Raw genomic sequence first — 20,496 nt, 5'->3', positions numbered from 1 at the left:
TACAAAGGGTACGAGCAAGAGATTTATGGCATTTGTCTCATCGATTGATTCGTAAGATTCTTTCACACAATCTGTGCTTTGTACTCAACAAAAAACTTGGTAATCCGCCTCTTCAGTTTGATTTGCTTATTTCAAGTTGAGAATGGGGTATAAATTACTAAATTTTATGGTTTACTAACTTTTATAAAGGTTTTAATAAAACTCAATCCTACTCAGCAGGTGCTCTTGGATTAAATAGGCGCAAATATAGGCGCTCGGCCAAGCGACCATAAAGGCATATTTCCACGAATTAAACAGCGTGATAAAAAAGCCTTCGACAAATCCTACATTGATCAGTAGCAGGGCCGTCGAGATAATCGTCGACATCATCAGCGCCATTAAAAAGGTGAAAATCAGCCGATAGTATTTGCGCCGCGTGCGTATTCTGACGGTCGGGAAGTTTGCCATAATATTCTGTTGTCCTGCTTGATGAGAGCCACGTTTCACTGCTGCTGTAAACGTGATATTTTGCGATGAGAGAGGATGATATAAAGCATTGCTCATGCTTAGCGGCGACTATGATAACGCGTGATGACGGCGAGGTAAAATGGTTATTATCAATCATCAAGTTCGCCTTATTATATTGTTATCATTCAGTTTTAGTAATTTGTCGCTGTTCATGCTGATGAAGTAAACTTAGCACTGTCCAAAACAACTCTATAAGGATAAAAATGTCTGCCAATCCAAGTAATTTAGCGCAGAACGTAGAAAAACATTTATCCAAAAACTCATGTAAACAAAGGACGCTTGGCATCATCGGCGGTATGAGTTGGGAGAGTACCGAAAGCTATTATCGACTGATAAATGAAGGTATCAAAGCTAGACTTGGCAATTTACATTCAGCAGATTTACTGATTCATAGCGTGGACTTTGCACCGATTGAGGCGCTGCAAGCAAAAGGCGCATGGGATGAAATGGGCAAAGTATTGGCCAATAGCGGCAAACGTCTGCAAGCAGCTGGCGCGCAAGGTCTGCTTATCGCGACTAATACCATGCATAAAGTCGTCGATGATGTCCAAGCCGCTACCAACTTACCGATTATTCATATTGCTGATGTCACCGCTGCGGCGATTAAGCAGCAAGGGCTAACCAAAGTTGCGCTACTTGGCACGCAGTTCACCATGACAGAGAATTTTTATAAACAGCGTTTGATAGATGCAGGTTTGCAAGTGTTGATACCAGAGACAGGCGCACGGGCAGAGGTACATCGCATTATTTATGAGGAGCTGTGTCAAGGTCAGCTACTTGATAGCTCACGTCAGTATTATCAGCAAGTGACTGAAAATTTAGCAGATAAAGGCGCAAAGGGCGTCATTTTGGGCTGTACCGAAATTGGACTGCTGATTCAGCAAGCAGACAGCCCCATTCCCGTATTTGATACCACTGCAATTCATGCAGCAGCAGCGGTGGATTTTTTATTAAGTTCTTGATTTTAAGGTTAGTGATTTTAAAATAGTTAATTTTAACCCCAGTTCGGGATAAGGGCTCAAAAAAAAGATAAAAAAAGAAGTCCGAAGTTGTTAAAGTGAGTTTACCAAGACAAACTTCACAACAAGGACTTCTTACATGGACAACCTAACCGAACTATACTGCCATATTGACGACTTTTATCAGCAATTCAAACCTGAGTTTGACGCTCACTTAATCGCAACGGGCCGTCAACGGCTAAGAGCATGCAAGATAAGTGTATCAGAGATGATGACCATCTTGGTACTGTTTCATCAACTGCGGTATCGACAGTTTAAGTCTTTTTACTACCATCACATGCTTGGCATGATGAAGCGGGAGTTTCCAAACTTGCCCTGTTATTCACGGTTTATAGAGCTGATACCACGCAGTATCATGCCATTATGTGCCTACTTGCAAAGCATGATGGGCGACTGTACAGGTATCAGCTATATTGATTCAACCAAGATAGCAGTTTGTCATAACAAGCGTATCTACCGTCATAAAGTCTTTGAAAGAATGGCAACGCGAGGCAAAAGCAGCATGGGCTGGTTCTATGGCTTTAAGCTGCACGCCATTATCAATCATAAGGGCGAGCTTTTATCTGTTAAAGTCACTGCGGGTAATACGGATGACAGAGTGCCTGTTAAGGATATGGCAACGTCTGTGTTTGGCAAGGTGTTTGGGGATAGAGGCTATATCAGTAAAGCACTAAACGAGTGGCTCACAAAACACAGTGATACCATGTTGATCACCAAACTTCGGCGTAATATGAAACTCCAATTGCTTGAGCCTATAGATGAGGCACTACTCAATCATCGCTCTTTGGTTGAAACGGTGTTTGGAGAGCTTAAAAACTTGTGCCAAATCGAACACTCACGCCATCGTAGTGTCACGGGGTTTATCACAAACTTGCTGTCAGGTTTGATTACTTATTGCTGGTTTCCCTATAAACCCACTATCAAAAACATGCCTCAGCAGGGACAGGTAGCCACATTGTAAATAGTATCAATGAGTTACAATGTGGCTTATCCCGAACTGGGGTTAATTTTAAAACGGTTGAACTTAAACCCATTGCATTGACTACCTATAAACCGCGCGAGGAACGTTTATGTTTTCTTCTCATACGGTGTTTTTGCAGGCGTTTTTGTAGTCGACGACGCAGCCTTGTAATACGGCGTAAAGGCGAGAGTTTCCATACCGTGGTCGGTAAAATATCGCGAAACGAGGCACTGGTGCCGGTTTGGGCGCGAAACTCCTCCGACCTTTGCGCTGCTTCTTCGGCTGGCATATTTTTACCTTTGCGCCAGCCGCCGTATAGATATAATCCTGCGCCCATCAACGCCGTTGCTACCATGCCTGCTGGAAACGATAGCCAAAGCGCATCGGCTCCAAGGAATGGATAAAGCCCGAATGCAAAGCCAAGGCGCACAGGATACATCGAAATCACCATGACGATCAGCGGCCAAACCACATAACCGTTGGCTCGCATGGTACCAAAGAAAACTTGCGCGATGCCAAAAAAGATAAAGCCCCATGTCGCCATCAACTGAATATGGCGCCCAATCGGCACGGCGGCGCTGTCACTACCAAGGAATAGCTCCAAAATAGTTTCATCAAAAATGCTTAATACCCCAATCATAGCGCCTGTTAGGATAACGTTAAAGATAAGCCCCCAGCGCGTGATGCCTGCAACACGGTTCCATTGATTGGCACCGATATTTTGTGCGACCATGGCACTGGCCGCTGCACTGAGCGCCATTGCTGGCATCTGCACATAGGTCCAAAGCTGCTGCGTTGCGCTATAAGCGGCCGTGGTCTGCACCCCTTCACGATTGATCAGCGACAGCATCGTGAGCGCCGCTGATGAGATAACAATCATCTGCAGCCCCATCGGCAGACCCTTTGAAAACATCGAATTCAAAATCTCTTTGTCTGCGCGTAAAAAATGCAGCTCGGGCAGCTTAAGTGTCAGCACAGAACCGCGCAAATACATAGTGACAATCATGCCAATCAGCGCCAGTGCGTTGGCGACAGCAGTTGCAAAGGCCGAGCCAAAGATACCCCATTCAGGAAAGGGGCCGATACCCAAAATCAGCACCGGCGTCAAAATCAGGTCGATAATCACCGAAATAATGATAAACCAAAGTGGCGTGGTAGAGTCGCCCGTTCCGCGCAGCGCCATCATGATCAGCGTAAAAGTTAAAGTGACAGGCATCGCTACAAAAATCATCCGCAGATAGGTCAGCGCAAGCTCTACCGCACTTGCTGGCGTACCGAGCAGGTTTAGCAGCAACGGCGCAAATAGCCAGCCGATTGCCGACACCAATATACTGATAGGAATGATACTACCCAGCGCCGTGCCCATGGTTCTTTTCACCATCGTATCATTACGACGTCCCATAGCTTGACCAATCAAAATAGTCGCCGCCATACCAAAACCGAAAACGAAGGAGATGAGAATAAACATCAATATATTGCCGTTCGCCGTCGCCGCCAGCGCTTCTTCCCCTAAAAACCGACCTACCCAGACGGCATTAATCGAGCCGTTCAACGACTGCAAGGCTGATGAGCCAAGGGTTGGCAAGGCAAATAGCAGCATGGTTTTGGCAATTGACCCTTGGGTGAGGTCACGGCTTTTAGCAGTGGAGGTAGTTGTCTTACTCAATGTTTATCCTTTTGCGCCATCCAAATTGGCTATATTTTATGACATAAAAACCCTCATTATAGATGACCTTGTCTGTGCTATCTTGGTTAGACTGGTAACGTTTTTTTATATAATGTATTAATAGGCAGTAGTAGTACTAAAGCTAATCGAGAGTAAACAATGACAATATGAAAAAAGAAACGATAGGTATGTTTGGTGGCAAGTTCTTAATAGTACATAAAGGGCATGTGCGTGCGATGCGCAAAGCGGCAGCTATGGTCGATAAGCTTTACCTTATAGTGACTTATAACGTGATGTTTGAGCGTGAGGTTTATTTTCATAAAAGTAAAATCGCCCCGATAGCGGTGGAGCAAAGACTGCGTTGGTGGCATGAAATTACTAAAGAGCTGGATAATGTGCACGTCTATGCAATAGAAGAAACCAATATTAAGAAAAATGCTGATACTCATATCGATGTTGGTACTAATGCTTATTCCCAAGCTCATGCTAACGCTGAGCCTGACTGGCAAAGCTGCGCTGATAGGATTAAAGCATTAATACGCAAGCCCATTGATTTTATTTTTAGTTCTGAACCAAGTTATAGTGATTACTTCGATGACTTATATCCTAAAACAAAGCATATTGTCATCGACGCCGACCGTACGCTTTATCCTATATCCGCAAGCCAGCTACGTCGCGACGGCGCGATTGAGTATTGGGATATGTTGCCCGACGCGGTAAAGCCTTGTTTTGCCAAAAGTGTCGTTATCGTTGGTACAGAAAGTACGGGAAAAACTACATTAGCAAAAAATTTAGCCCATCGTTACGACACTTGCTATGTCGAAGAAGCAGGGCGCAAGTTTTATGAGGAAATAAACGCTGAAATTGTCTTGCTTGAAGATTTTCCCCAGATTGCTTATGAACATAAATATCATGAGAGGCAAGCTAGAAAAACGGCAAACAAGGTGTATTTCGTGGATACAGAAGCAATTACGACCCAGTTTTTTTCGATGGCTTATCTGGGCATAAGACAAAGTATACTTGATGAAATCGCCGAACTACAAGATTATGACTTGTGGTTGTTTTTGGAAACAGATATTGAGTGGGTCGGTGACGGCTTGAGGTCTTTTGGTGAAGTGCAAGTTCGCGATAAAAACAATCAATTTCTAAAATCTTTATTAAATGAGTTTGGGGTGCGCTATCACATTATCAGCGGCAACTATGATGATAGATACGACAAGGCTACCGATTACATCGATAAATTGTTGACTAAATAAACTAGCCTTTAATAGTCTTATGCTAAGATTGCGATTTAACCGCCTTTAACTTTTCTCTCTAATAACTATAACAAGGATGTTTCGATGCTCTTAAAACGCCTAGCTCTTGCCGCGCTTTTTAGTCTTTCTATGGTCGGTTGTACCACCGCGCCCAATCAATTAGCGGTCAATACCACCCAAAAGATTATCCAGTATGAGCGTAATAAGTCTGATTTAGAAATCAAAGCGCTGACATTGGCCTCTGGCGATAAGATGGTCTATGCCGAAAACGGCAACGTGGCTGGCGAGCCGTTATTACTCATTCATGGCTTTGGCGGTAATAAAGACAACTTTACCCGTATCGCGCGTCAGTTAGAAGGCTATCATCTCATCATTCCTGATTTGCTTGGTTTTGGTGAGTCAAGCAAACCGATGAGCGCTGATTATCGCTCGGAGGCGCAAGCGACGCGCTTACATGAGTTGCTGCAAGCGAAAGGCTTAGCGTCCAATATTCATGTCGGCGGCAACTCGATGGGCGGCGCTATCAGTGTAGCTTACGCAGCAAAATACCCTAAAGACGTCAAAAGTCTATGGCTCGTCGATAGCGCAGGTTTTTGGTCAGCTGGCATTCCTAAATCATTAGAAGGCGCGACGTTAGAGAACAATCCGCTGTTGATTAAGAGCAATGAAGACTTCTACAAAATGTATGATTTTGTCATGTATAAGCCGCCATATTTGCCAAAATCGGTCAAAGCGGTGTTTGCCCAAGAGCGTATCGCTAACAAAGCGCTGGACGCCAAAATCCTCGAGCAAATCGTCACCGATAATGTCGAAGAACGCGCCAAAATCATTGCCCAATATAAAATTCCAACGCTCGTCGTTTGGGGTGATAAAGATCAGATCATCAAACCTGAAACGGTCAATCTCATAAAAAAAATCATCCCGCAAGCGCAGGTGATTATGATGCCAGAAATTGGTCATGTACCGATGATCGAGGCGGTGGAACAAACGGCAGACGATTACAAAGCGTTTAGAAATATAGTAGACGCACAGCGTTAGGGATTGGTTAAAAGTATTTATTTTAAAATAAAAAAGAAACATCAGATGCTCTGGTGTTTCTTTTATTGTCTATAAGGTTTTAATGAAGTCGTTTAAGTTATAAATCTTTTACTAGTCGCTCGAGCAATTCAAGCGTACTTTCTTCTCTGACCAAAGCGACCCCTTGTCCTGCCCATAAAGACTGATGTTCGGCATTGAGGTTATTTTTCGCATGAGCACGCAAGTTTTTGGTCATGGCATTTAATTGTGGGTAGGGCGGTAACTCATGCGCGCTCTCAAATTGACCAAAATCGCGCAAATAGTCATTTAATAATCCGCGTGCTTGCTTACCTGAAAACAGTCGCGTCAAACGTGTCTCGCTACTGCGCTTACCCAGACTGGCATCAAGTAGCGCTTGCTTATACGTATCATTAATAGCGCATGTATCGGTGGTCAAAAACGCCGTACCGATTTGCGCCAGCTCAGCACCAGCCGTTTGCACCGCTTTAATCGCTTGCCCCGTCATAATACCGCCCGCTGCAATCAAAGGAATATCGGTGCAAGCGCGCGTTTGACTAATCAGCGTCAGTAAACCCAATGGATCGCTCGCGCTTTGTGGCAACCAACCACCGCGATGGCCGCCCGCTTCCGAGCCCTGAATACAGACCGCATCGACACCAATATCTGCCCATGCTTTCGCTTCCAACGGATGATTGGCAGTACCAATGACGCGTGTGCCCAACTCTTTTAAACGCTGAACTTGCTCGGCGCTGATAATGCCAAAGGTGAAACTCGCAACCGGAACAGGGTTGTCATAAAGCACTTGAAGTTGCTCTGCAAAGTTTAGCGCAGGGCGTTCAGGTAATGCCATGTCTATGTTGTTTTCCTGATAATACTCGTCTAACCAAGCAGGAATTTTGCTATCCAAAGTAGTAGAATCGTGCTCGGATAACACCATTAGATTGATCATAAAGGGGCGATCAGTGAGCGATTTAAGGATATTAATATGCTCATTTAAAACCGTTGGCGCCGTCGTCCCGCCTCCTAATGATCCCAGTCCACCAAAGTTACTCACCGTCGCTGCCAGATCAGGCGTGGTTGCCCCTGCCATCGGGGCTTGTACGATAGGGTAGGTTAAATCAAAGGTATTTAGTAAGGTCATGACGGGCGTCCTTGTTATTTTATACTACGCTTAAAAATACGATTAGCGCTGTCAAACTCGCTTAGTCTACTTAATGTAGTACTAGCACTCGTTTTCCTTACTACTCTGATTTTTAAAAATAGTATTATTAGAAAATTGGCATGACTTACTTTAGCAAAGCTGAACGGCGAGCGTGTTAGATAATGTGTATTTCGTTATTCGATAAAAGCAGTAGATTTTCACTATAAAAGCGATATTTTTCTAAGGTTAGTAATTAATAATTAAATAAAAAATAGGTCAGCCCCCAAACCATCAAAATGACGACTGAGAAACCAACCTATTTTTATAAACATATTGCTTAGCTTAAACGCTTAATTCAACTGCAACGACCCTTTCGTATTCATTAGCAGCTCAACCACATCATCACCACTGATGACCGTAAAGCGCTTATCAATGGCTGATTCTTCGACGCCATTATGTTTCATACAGGCACCGCAGACCAATACTTGACCACCTTTTTCGATAAAGGCTTCAAGTAATTCGCTCGCAGGCTCAAACGGCGCGCCAATATTGACGTCATCCAAGGCGTTTGGTAATGCCAAATGCACCGCATCTACCATCAAAATCACGGAAGCAGAGTGCCCTTTCTTCAGGGCAATTCCTGCCATGGTAAAAGCTAAAGTAATTTTGCTTGGGTTTGAGTCACTATTATCAAATAGCGTGCCGACATATTCCGTATTATTAACCATATTGTTTTCCTTAGTAGACTGTTTTTTATTTAAACATTATTCAGTTGAGTAAAAAACTCACTACCATCCTAACATTTAATATACTTATTTATATAATGTATTGTTAGCAAATAGTAGCTATACAGTACTTATAAGGTTACTTGGTTAAGAGGTGGTGCTTATGACTTACGAAAACCGTTGAGTTATTAGCCTTAAGCTTGCGGTGGCCACGGACGGTCGGCATCACTGATAATCCATTCTGCCACGTAACCACTCGGCGGTAGCTCCCAATCCGCCTGATCTAACGCCGCTAAGACACGCGAGGTTTCAATCACTTTGCCGCCCTCGGTGACGCCAGTACGCAGTAGGGCAGAGGAGCAAGGCTTGCCTTTGACCCACATCGACTGCTCGATATAGATCCAGCGCTCATCGAAGCCGACAATACGAGTTTTCATGGTGACTTTATCAAAGGCGCGAATGCGTTTGCGATATTGGATGGTACTGCCAGCGACCACCAAACCCCAACGCTGCTTTAAGAGCTGTGTACCAAGTCCGCTCCGTACCGCAAAATCGGTACGTCCCATATCAAAAAGGGTCAGCACGCGACCATTATTCATCTCCAAGAAATTATCAATATCGGTCAGACGACAGCGAAAGCTAATCTCGCTGGTATCTTTAAACGTTAAGGTATTGCCCTTTTTTACTTGTAGTGCGGCGCGAGCGATGGTACTGGCATAACGAATAAATGGATACATGGCGCAATCTCAAAGAGTTAAAGGTTAAGTAAAAAGACTAAAGTTTGGCAGAGTGGCAAATGTCATTATCAATGGTTAGACAGCACGCCAATAGACTCAAAATAAGCGCTGACCGTTTCGGGCAACCAATTGATATCAAACCTTGATTGTTTATAAAGATGCGTCGATTTGTCTTTATCGACGTTATAACGAATAAAACCCACATGCCCGCCATGCTCGGTTTCTAAAAGCGTGACAGTATCGGAGACGTCGTTTGGCGTGGCGGTAAAACCAAGGAAAGGGTCGTCTTTGGCGCTGATTAATAATAAAGGTTTGGTCACTTTTATCAAATAAGGCAGTGCCGATGAGGCGTGATAATAATGGTTATTAGAGCGGTAGCCATGGCGCGGGGCGGTAAAGATATCATCAAAGTCACTGATACGATTGACCGCTTTGATAGAGTCAATCTCATCTTTAGTAATGTCATTCGCCAAGGCTTTTTTGATAATGGGATTCAGCAGATACGGCGTATAAATACGATGACTCAAAAAGCTGTGCATACTAAGCGCCGCCGACGACATATCGACAGGTGCTGAAATCACCGCTGCGCCATCACAGAGCGCTTTGTCGCCATATTCGCCCATATATTTTGCCAGTGCATTACCGCCTAACGACACGCCTACCGTATAGATATGGGCAAAGTTTTTGCGCAAGTTCTCAAGCATATGGTGCAGCTCGCCGGTGTCACCGGCGTTATAAAAGACGCGACCGCTCGCCGGAATACCGCCGCAGCTACGAAAGTGGGCGACGACGAAGTGCCAGCCTTGCGCATGCATCTGGTACGCTAAGGCGCGCGCATAATGGCTGTCGCTACTGCCTTCCATACCGTGAAATAGAACGATTAATGGGGTTTGCTCAAGCTCGCCATTACCTGCTGAGTTTATAACATCGGCGTCTATAGGATGCGCATCATAAAAGTCATAGGCAATATCACTTTCATCCAAGGAGTCTTTTTCGACCACACGGCGGTAAGTCGGCGTTTTAGGGGCAAAAAATTTGGGTAAAATGCTTTGTAAGTGTGGATTGCTTAACCAAAATGGCGGTTTAAATGGGGTAGGGGTAAAGGTTTTATGTGGTTTCGATGTTGGCATAAAGGTTTCTTATTTAATGGTTATATGAATGATCGTTAAAATCGTCTTTAACAATCAATGCCTTATCATACCGACGGCGGTTGCCAAAACCAATGCTTTTCAGTGAACGCTCAGTGAACGTATGGTCACTCAAAGCAATTCATCTAGAACTACCACTCAGAAGAACTAAGAAAAATGGCTCTGCATACATACTTATCAATTATGGCGACTCTAAGACACGCCCATCCATCGCCAGCCGCTCTTTTAAGTGATCGATATCTGCTTCAGCAAGCGTCACGGTCAAGGTCACTTGTTTACTATAAGTCACATCATCAATATGGCCGCCTAAATCTTCGACCACGTAGCGGCACTGTGCTTCGGTGGCAAACTCAGCGATTATTTGTACTTGCGCCATCGGCACGTACGGGAGCAGTACCATTTCATCGACGGCCGCCTGCGCAGAACCTGCATAAGCGCGAGTTAGACCGCCTGCACCGAGTTTGATACCGCCAAAGTAACGTACGACGATGATAATGACGTTGCCGATAGATTTATGCTGTAAGACATTTAATATCGGTCGTCCTGCCGTACCATTTGGTTCGCCATCATCATCAAAACCTGCGCTGGTGGTGTTATTAGGGTCGCCAATGATATACGCCCAACAGTGGTGACGCGCATCGGCATACTTTACGCGTAGCTGTTCCACGTGAAACATAGCTTGCTCGCGCGAGGTAACAGGATAGGCGTAGGCAATAAACTCAGACTTTTTAATGTCTAAGCGCGTGCTGACCGCATGTTTTAGCGTTTGATAGCTCATATTTCATCAGGTCTAGGTTGGATATGGTAAACTTACTTAACTTTCACTGCCTGCCGTATTGGGCGCAGTGTTTATTTAATTTTTTATTATAGTACCACTTCTCACCGTTTAAGACAGCGGACAAGCAGGAGAGCCGTGCTTGTATAGTTGGCTTTTAATACGAGGTTGGTAGTATAAAACGAATGGTAGTCAAGCGTATGCGTCTAGATAAATTTATAAGTAAAGCCACTGAGCTGTCGCGCAAAGAATCAAAGCGGATTTTGCACGCCGGTGAAGTGACGGTAAATGATGCGGTGGTCAAAGATCCAGGGCTGCATGTCGATATCGTCAACGATGAAGTACTGTGGGCGGGCGAGCCATTGTCGGTTGCGACTGGTAATCGCTATATCTTGCTCCATAAACCCGAAGGTTTTGAATGCTCTTTAAAAGCCAAAGAATATCCTATCGTCACCGAGCTAATCGCGGTACCTGAGCTTGGCAGCTTGCGTATTGCAGGACGCCTCGATGTCGATACCACGGGCGCCCTACTTATCAGTGACGATGGCAGTTGGTTGCACCGCGTGACCAGCCCTAAACATGAGCATGCCAAAATATACGAGCTCACATTAGCAAGTCCCATGGACAGCGACGCGCAAGCCAATGCCGTCAAAGAAGTGGCTGAAGGTATTCTCTTAGAAGGCGACCACGAAGAAACTAAGCCTGCTACCCTTGAGTTTATTGATGAAACCCATGCACGCTTGACCTTGGAGCAGGGTAAATATCATCAAGTAAAACGTATGATGGGCTATTTTGGTAATCGGGTCACCGAGCTGCATCGCGCCAGTATTGGTCATATTACCTTAGACGGTTTGGAGAAAGGCGACAGTCGTTTCTTAACGCCGGAAGAAGTCGCTAAATTCTAAGTTTGGTTTTTGCTGCATCTTAAACAGTCATAAAAATTTTCTGCAAAAACAGCAGCCATGAAAAAGTGCGCTGCTTTTTTAATGTCCACTGTTTACCGTTATATTCCCTGGCTACTGTCTGTGTTGCCTATCTCTTAAAGCTAAGTAGCAATTTTGCAAAATTAAGCCCTAATACCTTTGCAAAAACTGTCCTTGTGCTAAAGTCTGCCTATCTTTTTTTAATCTATATTTTTACATAATATAGTCAGCTTTATTAATAATGAGCATTTTTAAAGTATTGCTATTAAAAATCAATAGGACAGTCTTCTGTGAAATTCTCTCTGTTAAAATCTGCCAGCTTAATGAGTGTCATATTATTGACCACCACCGCTTGTGCGCAGCAAAGCGCCACTGACACTATCAAAAATAATGTCAACCAAGCGCCGCAAAATAGTGCAAGTATACAAAGTACGCAAGCGACTAGCAGTGTGAGCAAAGCTGTCGATAGTCAATTACGCCAACTGCTGAGCCAAGCTGGTATCAAAACGCAAATCACTTCTATTGTGCCCTCTAAATTGCCCAATATGTATCAAGTGAATTTGGCAGGCCAGCCGCCGCTGCATATCACCAAAGAAGGTAAATATGTCATCCAAGGCGAGCTACAAAAGAATCCAAGCAAACGCGTCGTCACAAAAACACCAGCGCGTAGCAGCAGCTTGCAAGTGGGCAAGCCCGTCAGTGCCAGCCTAAAATCTGACCTATTAGCAAATATGGGCGCGCTAAAAAACATGAGTGCCAAAACGCCGTTCTTTTATACCGCCGTGCCGGGAGTCATTTGGGGTGCGACGCTAGAAGGTGTGCCATTTCTACTATCAGACGATGGGCAATATATCACCGATGGTGAGATATCAGTGATTGAAAACGGTCAGTTTATCGGGCTTGATAGCAACTTTGAGCGCCTTAAAAACCAAGCGGTATTTGCAACCTTAGACCACAGCCAACTGATTACTTATCCTGCCACCAGCCCTGAGAAAGCGGTTATTTATGTCGCTAATGACGTCAATTGTCCTTATTGTCGCCGTCTCCATCAACAGCTACCCATGCTTAATGCTAAAGGCGTGACGGTAAAAACCATCGGTTATCCAATCTATGAAAAGTCGCCTGAGCAAATGCGCGCTATCTGGTGTCAGGGTAGTGAGGACAGCCGCCGCACAGCTTTTGATAAAGCAATGCTACAAGGTAAAATGACGCCGGCACCAGCCAGCTGTAAAGCCGATTATGTAACGCCTAACCGTGAAAAATCAGCAGGGCTTGCGGTCATGGCAACGCCGGCTATTTACCGCGAAGACGGCGTCCTTTATCAAGCAAGCTTTGAGAGCCCAGAGTTTTTAGAGTTCTTGGGTGTAGAATAAATGATTAAGAAGTCTGTTTATTAAGAGCTCTGATTATTAAAAGCTCTGATTATTAAAAAGTCTATAACATAGAAAGTAACCATTAAAAACTGCCCTATGAGCGATGTCCATAGGGCAGTTTTTAATGGTGCTTAATGATTGATTCTATCAGTCTATCTCAGTGACAGCTATTGTAGTAACAGCTATTGCGGTAAAACAATATCGACGATTTTCCAATTTATCAAACCTTCGCGCTGCATCTCGATAGTCAGCGGATAACCTTTCACCTGACCGCTAATGGTAAAGCAGTTAATCCCGCAATAAGCCAGTTTTGGCTTGTCACTATCCGTACCTTGCGCCGCTTGTTGCTCAAGCTCGGCCGCTTGTTTTTGCATGATTTGCTGCATTTGGTTTTTGACCACGGCATTGACGTCGCCGCGCTGAATGATTAAATTTTGAATCAGATTTTTAAGATCGACTTGATTACTGGCTATCGCCCATGCGGCGGCAAGCTCCTTGGTCGCGGTATTGGCTTGACCTTGGGTGTTAATCAGTTTTTCAATATTTTGCGGTGTAATGGCGCCATCGACCGCTTGGATAATAAAGCCGTTGGCCGCTTCGGTTAATGGCGCGCCGCCAAGTTCGGCAACCAATGGGTATTTGGTCATGGTCACTGCAAATTGGCTGGTCAGCTGATTTTGAATACTGGGTCGCACCTGCTCATAATCAATCGCCGCTGCGATCGTTGCACCATCTTTGGCGTCATAGGCATTTTTAAGCTGATAAGCGCTGTAATAAGGCGAACCGCCATAGATAGCGACGGCAATGACAATCAATAAAACAATCAGCTTTTTCATAAAAATACGACCTTAGCGCAAATCTAATGGTTAAAAAATTAAAAACAGTATTTATATATATATCAATATCGCGCTAAATATTAGCACGCCTACACCTTATAAAGGTATGGAAACCTTTGTGCAATTCTTAATAAATCCTTTTTTAGGGCATCTACAGCCTCATAATTTATAATTTAGACGCCTCAGTGCTTGATAAATCCTGCCATCATCTCCATAAATAGCGCAAACTTTTAATAATTGATTTGGCTAAGCAGCATCCCGCCGTATTCGCTCGTAAGATTCATAAGTTATCCTCTTTTTGTTACCTATTCCCCACGTTTCATGTGAAACCTGTAAGTAGGTGCGTGCAGTGCAAAGGAGAAGATTGATTCGGGTTGATGAATCGGCCGATCGGTGGACTGTAAAGACGATAGGAGAGCCCATGAGTAAGCGCGATTTTTATGAAGTATTAGGTGTCAGTAAGACCGCTGACAGCAAGGAAATTAAGCGAGCCTACCGCAAGCTGGCCATGAAATACCATCCAGACCGTAATTCTGAAGACCCTGATGCTGAAGACAAATTTAAAGAAGCGTCGATGGCTTATGAAGTATTGAGCGATGAAGAAAAGCGCTCAGCTTATGATCGCATGGGGCACGCGGCGTTTGAAAACGGCATGGGCGGTGGCGGTTTTGGCGGCGGTGGCAATTTCCAAGATATTTTTGGCGATATTTTTGGCAACTTTGGTGACATTTTTGGTCAATCACGCGGCGGCGGTGGCCGTTCGCGCCGCGGTTCAGACTTACGTTATGTCATTGAGCTAACCTTAGAAGAAGCGGTGCGCGGCTGTAAAAAAGAAATCAGCTTTACCGCGCCTGCGCCGTGCGATACTTGCGATGGTAAAGGCGCAAAAGACGCTTCTGACGTGGTCACTTGTCAGATGTGTCATGGTCAAGGCCAAGTGCGTATGCAGCAAGGCTTTTTTGCCGTGCAGCAGACGTGTCCGCAGTGTGGCGGCTCTGGTAAACAGATTAAAAACCCTTGCTCTGACTGTCATGGCAGCGGCGTAAAAGATAAATCGCGCACGCTTGAAGTGTCTATCCCAGCGGGCGTTGACGATGGTGACCGTGTCCGCCTAGCAGGTGAAGGCGAAGCGGGCGGCGCTGGCGTACAAAACGGTGACTTATACGTTGAAGTACGTGTGAAACCGCACGACGTCTTTAACCGTCAAGGCGCTGACCTCTATATGGACGTGCCAGTGAGCATTACTGATGCGGCACTCGGTAAAGAAGTGGAAATCCCAACCCTAGATGGCAAAGTCAAAATCAAGGTCGCCGAAGGGACGCAAAGTGGCAAATTGCTGCGTGTGCGCGGTAAAGGTGTGACGCCAGTACGTACGACGATGAAAGGCGATTTGATTTGTCGTGTGGTCATCGAGACGCCAGTAAATCTAACGCGCGAGCAAAAAGACTTGTTACGTCAATTCCAAGATACGCTTGATGGTGACAGCAAGCATCAGCAGTCTCCCCATAAAAAGTCTTTCTTTAAAAAGATTGGCGAATTATTTGATTGATAGCTAAGCCCTACTGTTTAAGTCATTTTAAGGCCTATTGTTTCACGTGAAACGATAGGCCTTTTTGGTGATGCTATAAAAAACTATTTAACCATTATATTTGCTAAACTTATCCTCATAAATTTAATAACCAATCTATCGAAAATAAAACATTTAGGACAAGATATGAGTCAACAAACAGAAGAGCAAACTATTAACGTTGGTGTCATCGGTGCTGGCGGACGTATGGGACGTATGTTAATTGAAGCCGTACAGGACAACCCACAAACCACGCTAAATGCCGCGATTGAACGTCAAGGCTCAAGCCTTGTCGGCGCCGATGCTGGCGAAGTTGCTGCTATCGGTCGTCTAAATGTACAAATTGTCGATGATTTAAAAGCCGTTATTAATGACATTGATGTGCTGATTGATTTTAGTTTGCCGGATGCGACCAAGCAAAATATGCAAATCTGCGCTGCGAACAAAGTTGCGATGGTGATTGGCACCACAGGTTTTAATGAGCAACAAGAGCAAGTATTAAAAGAAGCCAGTAAGCAAATCGCTATCGTCTATGCGGGTAATTATTCAACGGGCGTTAATTTGTCGTTAAAGCTGCTCGCTATGGCCGCAAAAGCCTTTGGCAATGATGCCGATGTAGAAGTTATCGAAGCCCATCATAAACACAAAATCGACGCCCCATCGGGCACGGCTTATATGATGGCAGAGGCGGTTGCAGAAGCGCGCGGACAGAACCTAAAAGACGTCGCCATTTATGGCCGCGAAGGGCAAACAGGCGAGCGCGAAGCTGGCAGTATTGGTATTCATGCGATACGCGGCGGTGAAATCATCGGTGATCATACCGTGATGTTTATCGCTGACGGTGAAGTGGTTGAAATTACCCATCGTGCCCGAGCGCGCATGACCTTTGCCGCTGGTGCAGTACGTGCGGCTACTTGGGTGATTAAGCAAGAAGTTGGACAATATAACATGCAGGATGTTTTAGGCTTAAATGACTAAACCTAAAGAATTAGGTTTCTCATTGATGGTTTGGTAGCGGTTACTTATTGATAAAGCAGAATGACTGCTAGGAGTCAGACATGAATAAGTTTAGCGAACATCTAATAACAAGTTTTGGCCGTACGTTGGCTATGATAAAAGCTACCAAAACCACAAGTTATACGCATCCGATAGCATTTACGTTAGGCTTGACGGTATTGCCAATAGTCGTACAAGCGGCCGCTTATCAAACCTATGTCATTCATACCTATGGTGGCGAGCGCTTATTACCAGCGGTGCGTCAGCAGTTAAATGCCAGTCGCGACGGCGGCTCGGTGTCGACTTATCAAGATAAGCTCGTATTACATACCACGGCTGCTAATTATCAAAAAGTACAGCAGTTACTCAATCAGATTGACGGTCAACCGCAAGCATTGACCGTTGCTGTGCGTGTTGGAAATAGTAGCCAATCCCAAGGTAATATCCAGCAAGGTCGGGTTATTATTAGCAATCGCGGTCTTCAAGGTACTGGCGTAATAAACCAAAGTAATAGCCAACAACATGGTAATAATTTATATCAAGTACAAACCTTGTCTGGCAGTGCAGCAAGCATTAGCACCGGCACGCTTTACTCATTAAACCAAAGCTATATTGCCAATAGCTATCTAGCCTATCCAAATTATTCGAATGTTCATCGCTCTTCAGGGCAAATTATTATTCAGCAGCAAGTATTATTGCCGACGACGCAAGGGATTGCGGTGACACCAAGGCTACTACCAAACGGGCAGGTCGAAGTACAATTATCCCAAGTAGAAGAACAGCTCGTGCGCGCTAATCCTTCTTATAATAACTATGGTTATAATAATAGCGTGCAAGGGCAAAGATTGAATAGCACCATTGTCGTGCCACGCGGGCAGTGGGTCAATATTGGACAAATCTCACAAAACAATCAAAGTAAAAACTCAGGTTATGGCAGTAATAGGACGCTAAATAGCAGCAATAGCGTACCTATCTCATTATTGGTACAGTAGTTGATTATTAATATTGTCGCGAAGCAAAGATAACAAAGCGCGGCACTGCTTATTACAGTACCGCGCTTTGTTATTGATATTGATTGGTTAAAAACTAATCAATATAAACCACCTCTAATGGCGGAAAACCATTGAACTCAACCGACGAATACGAGTTGGTATAAGCACCAGTCGTTAACCAAAAGATTTTATCGCCAATCTCAAGCTCTTCTGGCAACTGATAACCCGCTTCCTCGTACATAATGTCGGTTGAGTCGCACGTTGGGCCTGCCAATACGACCGTGCCTTCGCTGGTTGAGTTTTCCATTTTTGGGGTATAAACGGGATACTTGATTGCTTCGCCTAAAGTCTCAATCAAGCCTTGGAATAAGCCCACATCGGTATATACCCAGCGGGTCAAATCCGTATCTGATTTACGCGAAATCAGCACCACATCGCTGACCAAGACACCCGAGCCGCCAACCAATGAACGACCAGGCTCAAGGATAATCTCTGGCATCTCATCTTCATTGTAATCATCAGTCAAATAACGGGTAATCTCTTCTGCATAGACTTTGACCGGATTGACTTCGCTGATATAGTTCGCCGGAAAGCCGCCGCCCAAATTAATCATTTGTAGCTTAATGCCTTCCTCATTTTTCATCCAGTCAAACATATATTTGACCTTGGCGAGCGCATCATCCCAAGCGGCGACGTCTTTTTGCTGGCTACCGACGTGGAACGAGATACCATACGGCACCAAGCCCAATTCGCGCGCTTGAATCAACAAGTCAATCGCCATATTTGGATGGCAACCGAATTTACGTGATAATGGCCATTCAGCGGTTTCAGAGCCTTGGACTAGGATACGCACAAATATTTTCGAACCAGGCGCGTGCTTAGCAATATTTTTTAAATCCGCTTCAGAATCGGTTGCGTACAAATCAATACCTTTTTCAAAGGCATATTTGACATGCTGCGCTTTTTTAATGGTGTTGCCATAAGAGATACGCGATGGCTCAACGCCGCAATCAAGCACCCGATCCAGCTCATAGATTGACGCACAGTCAAAGTTTGACCCAAGCTCAGCCAATAAGTTAATGACTTCAACCGCAGGGCTTGCCTTCATAGCATAATGAATTTTTGCCTTTGGAAAAAAACCAACCATTTCCGCATATTTTGTTTTAATGCGGCTTAAGTCGACCACCAAAAACGGGGTTTCGCGACCTTCGGCAGCTTTGGTAAATTTCTGCCAGCCGGCAGGGTCAAAATATTGGTCAATTTTGATCATGGTCATGGTGGGAAACCCTTAATGAAGACAGTGAATGTCGGAGAATAAAAATAGCAGAGAATTAAAACGTTAGAATATAAAAGCCAATCTTATCATCGTAAAGCCATCATTTTTAACGATAATGAGAGAACAACAAACGTGGCTTAAAATATAAATGTATTAAGAGTTGGTGGTTTGTGGCTGTTTATCCGCGATTTGCTCGCCCTGTTTTTCGCGTATTTTAAGGACTTTACGCACTTTATCACGCGCCCGCGTTTGTTTAAGACGCGATAAATAATCGACGAAGATAACGCCATTTAAATGATCCATTTCATGTTGGATACAGACAGCAAGTAAGCCTTCGACTTCTTCATCAATCTTATTGCCATTTTCATCCAAGGCCTCGATACGTACTTTGGTTGGACGTTCAACCTTATCGTAGACTTCAGGCACCGACAAACAGCCCTCTTCGTACGGCTGCTTTTCTTCTACCAATGGCGTGACTTTCGGGTTGATAAATACCCTTGGGCTGTCTTTGTCTTCCGATAAATCCATGACGATAAGCTGAATATGACGGTCGACTTGGCTTGCCGCCAATCCAATACCTTGCGCATCATACATCGTCTCAATCATATCGGCGATTAAGGTTTTGATTTCAGCCGTAACTTCCTTGACAGGCTTAGCAATCGTGCGTAAGCGCGGGTCGGGATAGCTTAAAATAGGGAGTAACGCCATAAGGCTCACCTCAACGATAAAGATAAAATAGGTCTGATATTATAAGATAAATGGGGGCAAAAGTAATGCATATCAATAGCCTGTTTTTTTTAGGTAATAACATAAGCAAAACTTATGACTCATAATTCAGATAGAAAATGCAGTCATTAAAAAAGGTCTTACGCTGGGTAAGACCTTTTTTATATACTCTAATTTAATACAAGTAATGGCTTGCGCTTGTTATACGCGGCGTTTATTCATAATCATCTCATAGATAAATAGTAAGATAATCGCACCGATTACTGAGAAGATAAGACCAGTAAAGCCACCATCAGCATTGATACCGATTAAACCTGCGACAAAACCACCAAGCATCGCACCGACGATACCCAATACGATGGTCATAATCCAACCCATCGGGTCGTTGCCCGGTTTAATAGCGCGTGCCAATAAACCTGCGACCAAACCTACGATAATCATCCAAATAAAGCTCATTGTTATTCTCCTAATATTTTTAATTTATATGGTTATTTATAATCTGTTACTTATTTGATGAATTCATTGTAATCATTAGCCACTATAAAAAGTAACGACGAAATGTTATCTGTGTACGGGCTATGTGAGAAAAAAGCCATATTTGCTATCAAGCAGATGAAATAGGTAAACGGCAGGTTAAAACGGTAGTAAAGTCGCTAACGTGACAAAGCGTTGATTACTATAATGTACCCCACTCTCAACTTGAAATAAGCAAATCAAACTGAAGAGGCGGGTTACCAAGTTTTTTGTTGAGTACAAAGCACAGATTGTGTGAAAGAATCTTACGAATCAATCGATGAGACAAATGCCATAAATCTCTTGCTCGTACCCTTTGTA

At 44.3% G+C, this 20,496-nt stretch carries 20 protein-coding genes and 2 pseudogenes; 10 read left to right on the top strand and 12 right to left on the bottom strand.

The features are described 5' to 3' along the window. Positions 1–140 (top strand): annotated as a pseudogene (locus tag JFC07_RS11660) (IS982 family transposase); the annotation flags it as partial. 52 nt (positions 141–192) lie between these two features. Here the strand turns inward: JFC07_RS11660 and JFC07_RS11655 are convergent. After that, a complete protein-coding gene (locus JFC07_RS11655) occupies positions 193–543 on the bottom strand; it encodes a DUF2798 domain-containing protein (protein ID WP_226928786.1) in 351 nt (116 codons plus the stop codon). 167 nt (positions 544–710) lie between these two features. Between JFC07_RS11655 and JFC07_RS11650 the strand changes: the two genes are divergently transcribed. Both JFC07_RS11650 and JFC07_RS11645 read left to right on the top strand, forming a co-directional pair. Next, positions 711–1,469, top strand: coding sequence for an aspartate/glutamate racemase family protein (locus JFC07_RS11650; protein WP_193030435.1), 759 nt, complete (start codon positions 711–713; stop codon positions 1,467–1,469). A 136-nt stretch (positions 1,470–1,605) separates the two neighbouring features. Beyond that, complete coding sequence (locus JFC07_RS11645) at positions 1,606–2,487, top strand: IS982 family transposase (protein WP_198329084.1); 882 nt, start codon at positions 1,606–1,608, stop codon at positions 2,485–2,487. Positions 2,488–2,572: 85 nt separating this feature from the next. Here the strand turns inward: JFC07_RS11645 and JFC07_RS11640 are convergent, their stop codons facing one another. After that, a complete protein-coding gene (locus JFC07_RS11640) occupies positions 2,573–4,153 on the bottom strand; it encodes an MATE family efflux transporter (RefSeq protein WP_193030437.1) in 1,581 nt (526 codons plus the stop codon). Positions 4,154–4,320: 167 nt separating this feature from the next. Here JFC07_RS11640 and nadR point away from each other — a divergent pair, with 167 nt between their 5' ends. Together nadR and JFC07_RS11630 are read left to right on the top strand one after the other, a co-directional pair. Beyond that, complete coding sequence (gene nadR / locus JFC07_RS11635) at positions 4,321–5,409, top strand: multifunctional transcriptional regulator/nicotinamide-nucleotide adenylyltransferase/ribosylnicotinamide kinase NadR (RefSeq protein WP_193030439.1); 1,089 nt, start codon at positions 4,321–4,323, stop codon at positions 5,407–5,409. Positions 5,410–5,493: 84 nt separating this feature from the next. After that, positions 5,494–6,447 (top strand): alpha/beta hydrolase, encoded by a 954-nt coding sequence (locus tag JFC07_RS11630; RefSeq protein WP_068405709.1) that lies wholly within the window; start codon positions 5,494–5,496, stop codon positions 6,445–6,447. Positions 6,448–6,544: 97 nt separating this feature from the next. On the opposite strand, the gene JFC07_RS11625 is transcribed toward JFC07_RS11630, so the two are convergent. From JFC07_RS11625 to JFC07_RS11605, 5 genes are all read right to left on the bottom strand, one after another. Beyond that, complete coding sequence (locus tag JFC07_RS11625; RefSeq protein WP_068405706.1) at positions 6,545–7,588, bottom strand: NAD(P)H-dependent flavin oxidoreductase; 1,044 nt, start codon at positions 7,586–7,588, stop codon at positions 6,545–6,547. Positions 7,589–7,938: 350 nt separating this feature from the next. After that, positions 7,939–8,316, bottom strand: coding sequence for a DsrE family protein (locus JFC07_RS11620; protein ID WP_068405703.1), 378 nt, complete (start codon positions 8,314–8,316; stop codon positions 7,939–7,941). A 191-nt stretch (positions 8,317–8,507) separates the two neighbouring features. After that, positions 8,508–9,050: an acyl-CoA thioesterase gene (locus tag JFC07_RS11615; protein WP_068405700.1), complete on the bottom strand. Its 543-nt coding sequence runs from the start codon at positions 9,048–9,050 to the stop codon at positions 8,508–8,510. 68 nt (positions 9,051–9,118) lie between these two features. After that, a complete protein-coding gene (locus tag JFC07_RS11610; RefSeq protein ID WP_068405698.1) occupies positions 9,119–10,180 on the bottom strand; it encodes a YheT family hydrolase in 1,062 nt (353 codons plus the stop codon). A gap of 199 nt (positions 10,181–10,379) precedes the next feature. Then, complete coding sequence (locus tag JFC07_RS11605; protein ID WP_068405695.1) at positions 10,380–10,976, bottom strand: YigZ family protein; 597 nt, start codon at positions 10,974–10,976, stop codon at positions 10,380–10,382. A gap of 197 nt (positions 10,977–11,173) precedes the next feature. Between JFC07_RS11605 and JFC07_RS11600 the strand changes: the two genes are divergently transcribed. Both JFC07_RS11600 and JFC07_RS11595 read left to right on the top strand, forming a co-directional pair. Continuing rightward, positions 11,174–11,878, top strand: a complete 705-nt coding sequence (locus JFC07_RS11600) for a pseudouridine synthase (protein ID WP_068405762.1) — start codon at positions 11,174–11,176, stop codon at positions 11,876–11,878. A 308-nt stretch (positions 11,879–12,186) separates the two neighbouring features. Further along, a complete protein-coding gene (locus JFC07_RS11595; RefSeq protein ID WP_068405692.1) occupies positions 12,187–13,269 on the top strand; it encodes a disulfide isomerase DsbC N-terminal domain-containing protein in 1,083 nt (360 codons plus the stop codon). A 182-nt stretch (positions 13,270–13,451) separates the two neighbouring features. Here the strand turns inward: JFC07_RS11595 and JFC07_RS11590 are convergent, their stop codons facing one another. Continuing rightward, positions 13,452–14,105 carry a DUF2939 domain-containing protein gene (locus JFC07_RS11590; RefSeq protein ID WP_068405689.1) on the bottom strand — a complete coding sequence of 218 codons (654 nt, stop codon included), beginning with the start codon at positions 14,103–14,105 and terminating at the stop codon, positions 13,452–13,454. 421 nt (positions 14,106–14,526) lie between these two features. Between JFC07_RS11590 and dnaJ the strand changes: the two genes are divergently transcribed. From dnaJ to JFC07_RS11575, 3 genes are all read left to right on the top strand, one after another. Then, positions 14,527–15,654: a molecular chaperone DnaJ gene (gene dnaJ, locus JFC07_RS11585; protein ID WP_068408398.1), complete on the top strand. Its 1,128-nt coding sequence runs from the start codon at positions 14,527–14,529 to the stop codon at positions 15,652–15,654. A 165-nt stretch (positions 15,655–15,819) separates the two neighbouring features. Beyond that, positions 15,820–16,650, top strand: a complete 831-nt coding sequence (dapB, locus tag JFC07_RS11580; protein ID WP_198329083.1) for a 4-hydroxy-tetrahydrodipicolinate reductase — start codon at positions 15,820–15,822, stop codon at positions 16,648–16,650. A gap of 80 nt (positions 16,651–16,730) precedes the next feature. Beyond that, the gene (locus JFC07_RS11575) at positions 16,731–17,660 is read left to right on the top strand and encodes a hypothetical protein (RefSeq protein ID WP_068408394.1); all 930 of its coding nucleotides are present in this window, start codon (positions 16,731–16,733) and stop codon (positions 17,658–17,660) included. Between the two features lie 94 nt (positions 17,661–17,754). Here the strand turns inward: JFC07_RS11575 and JFC07_RS11570 are convergent, their stop codons facing one another. The 4 genes and pseudogenes from JFC07_RS11570 to JFC07_RS11555 form a co-directional block, all read right to left on the bottom strand. After that, positions 17,755–18,930 (bottom strand): type III PLP-dependent enzyme, encoded by a 1,176-nt coding sequence (locus JFC07_RS11570; RefSeq protein WP_068408400.1) that lies wholly within the window; start codon positions 18,928–18,930, stop codon positions 17,755–17,757. Positions 18,931–19,089: 159 nt separating this feature from the next. Next, positions 19,090–19,644 (bottom strand): peptide deformylase, encoded by a 555-nt coding sequence (gene def / locus JFC07_RS11565; RefSeq protein WP_068408392.1) that lies wholly within the window; start codon positions 19,642–19,644, stop codon positions 19,090–19,092. A 219-nt stretch (positions 19,645–19,863) separates the two neighbouring features. Then, the gene (locus JFC07_RS11560; protein WP_068408390.1) at positions 19,864–20,118 is read right to left on the bottom strand and encodes a GlsB/YeaQ/YmgE family stress response membrane protein; all 255 of its coding nucleotides are present in this window, start codon (positions 20,116–20,118) and stop codon (positions 19,864–19,866) included. A 238-nt stretch (positions 20,119–20,356) separates the two neighbouring features. Further along, positions 20,357–20,496 (bottom strand): annotated as a pseudogene (locus JFC07_RS11555) (IS982 family transposase); the annotation flags it as partial.

It is taken from the genome of Psychrobacter faecalis (genome assembly GCF_016107575.1).
Taxonomy (GTDB): domain Bacteria; phylum Pseudomonadota; class Gammaproteobacteria; order Pseudomonadales; family Moraxellaceae; genus Psychrobacter; species Psychrobacter faecalis.
The sequence above is the reverse complement of the archived record's forward strand: the minus strand, read 5'-3'. Positions and strand labels throughout refer to the sequence as shown.

Bases quoted from the DNA above. Each gene is read 5' to 3' on its own strand.
- JFC07_RS11645 (WP_198329084.1), top strand. From the start codon at position 1,606: ATGGACAACCTAACCGAACTATACTGCCATATTGACGACTTTTATCAG.
- JFC07_RS11605 (WP_068405695.1), bottom strand. From the start codon at position 10,976: ATGAGCTATCAAACGCTAAAACATGCGGTCAGCACGCGCTTAGACATT.
- JFC07_RS11575 (WP_068408394.1), top strand. From the start codon at position 16,731: ATGAATAAGTTTAGCGAACATCTAATAACAAGTTTTGGCCGTACGTTG.
- dapB (WP_198329083.1), top strand. From the start codon at position 15,820: ATGAGTCAACAAACAGAAGAGCAAACTATTAACGTTGGTGTCATCGGT.
- dnaJ (WP_068408398.1), top strand. From the start codon at position 14,527: ATGAGTAAGCGCGATTTTTATGAAGTATTAGGTGTCAGTAAGACCGCT.
- JFC07_RS11615 (WP_068405700.1), bottom strand. From the start codon at position 9,050: ATGTATCCATTTATTCGTTATGCCAGTACCATCGCTCGCGCCGCACTA.
- JFC07_RS11600 (WP_068405762.1), top strand. From the start codon at position 11,174: ATGCGTCTAGATAAATTTATAAGTAAAGCCACTGAGCTGTCGCGCAAA.
- JFC07_RS11655 (WP_226928786.1), bottom strand. From the start codon at position 543: ATGAGCAATGCTTTATATCATCCTCTCTCATCGCAAAATATCACGTTT.
- JFC07_RS11625 (WP_068405706.1), bottom strand. From the start codon at position 7,588: ATGACCTTACTAAATACCTTTGATTTAACCTACCCTATCGTACAAGCC.
- JFC07_RS11650 (WP_193030435.1), top strand. From the start codon at position 711: ATGTCTGCCAATCCAAGTAATTTAGCGCAGAACGTAGAAAAACATTTA.
- JFC07_RS11560 (WP_068408390.1), bottom strand. From the start codon at position 20,118: ATGAGCTTTATTTGGATGATTATCGTAGGTTTGGTCGCAGGTTTATTG.
- JFC07_RS11590 (WP_068405689.1), bottom strand. From the start codon at position 14,105: ATGAAAAAGCTGATTGTTTTATTGATTGTCATTGCCGTCGCTATCTAT.
- JFC07_RS11610 (WP_068405698.1), bottom strand. From the start codon at position 10,180: ATGCCAACATCGAAACCACATAAAACCTTTACCCCTACCCCATTTAAA.
- JFC07_RS11570 (WP_068408400.1), bottom strand. From the start codon at position 18,930: ATGATCAAAATTGACCAATATTTTGACCCTGCCGGCTGGCAGAAATTT.
- def (WP_068408392.1), bottom strand. From the start codon at position 19,644: ATGGCGTTACTCCCTATTTTAAGCTATCCCGACCCGCGCTTACGCACG.
- JFC07_RS11630 (WP_068405709.1), top strand. From the start codon at position 5,494: ATGCTCTTAAAACGCCTAGCTCTTGCCGCGCTTTTTAGTCTTTCTATG.
- nadR (WP_193030439.1), top strand. From the start codon at position 4,321: ATGAAAAAAGAAACGATAGGTATGTTTGGTGGCAAGTTCTTAATAGTA.
- JFC07_RS11620 (WP_068405703.1), bottom strand. From the start codon at position 8,316: ATGGTTAATAATACGGAATATGTCGGCACGCTATTTGATAATAGTGAC.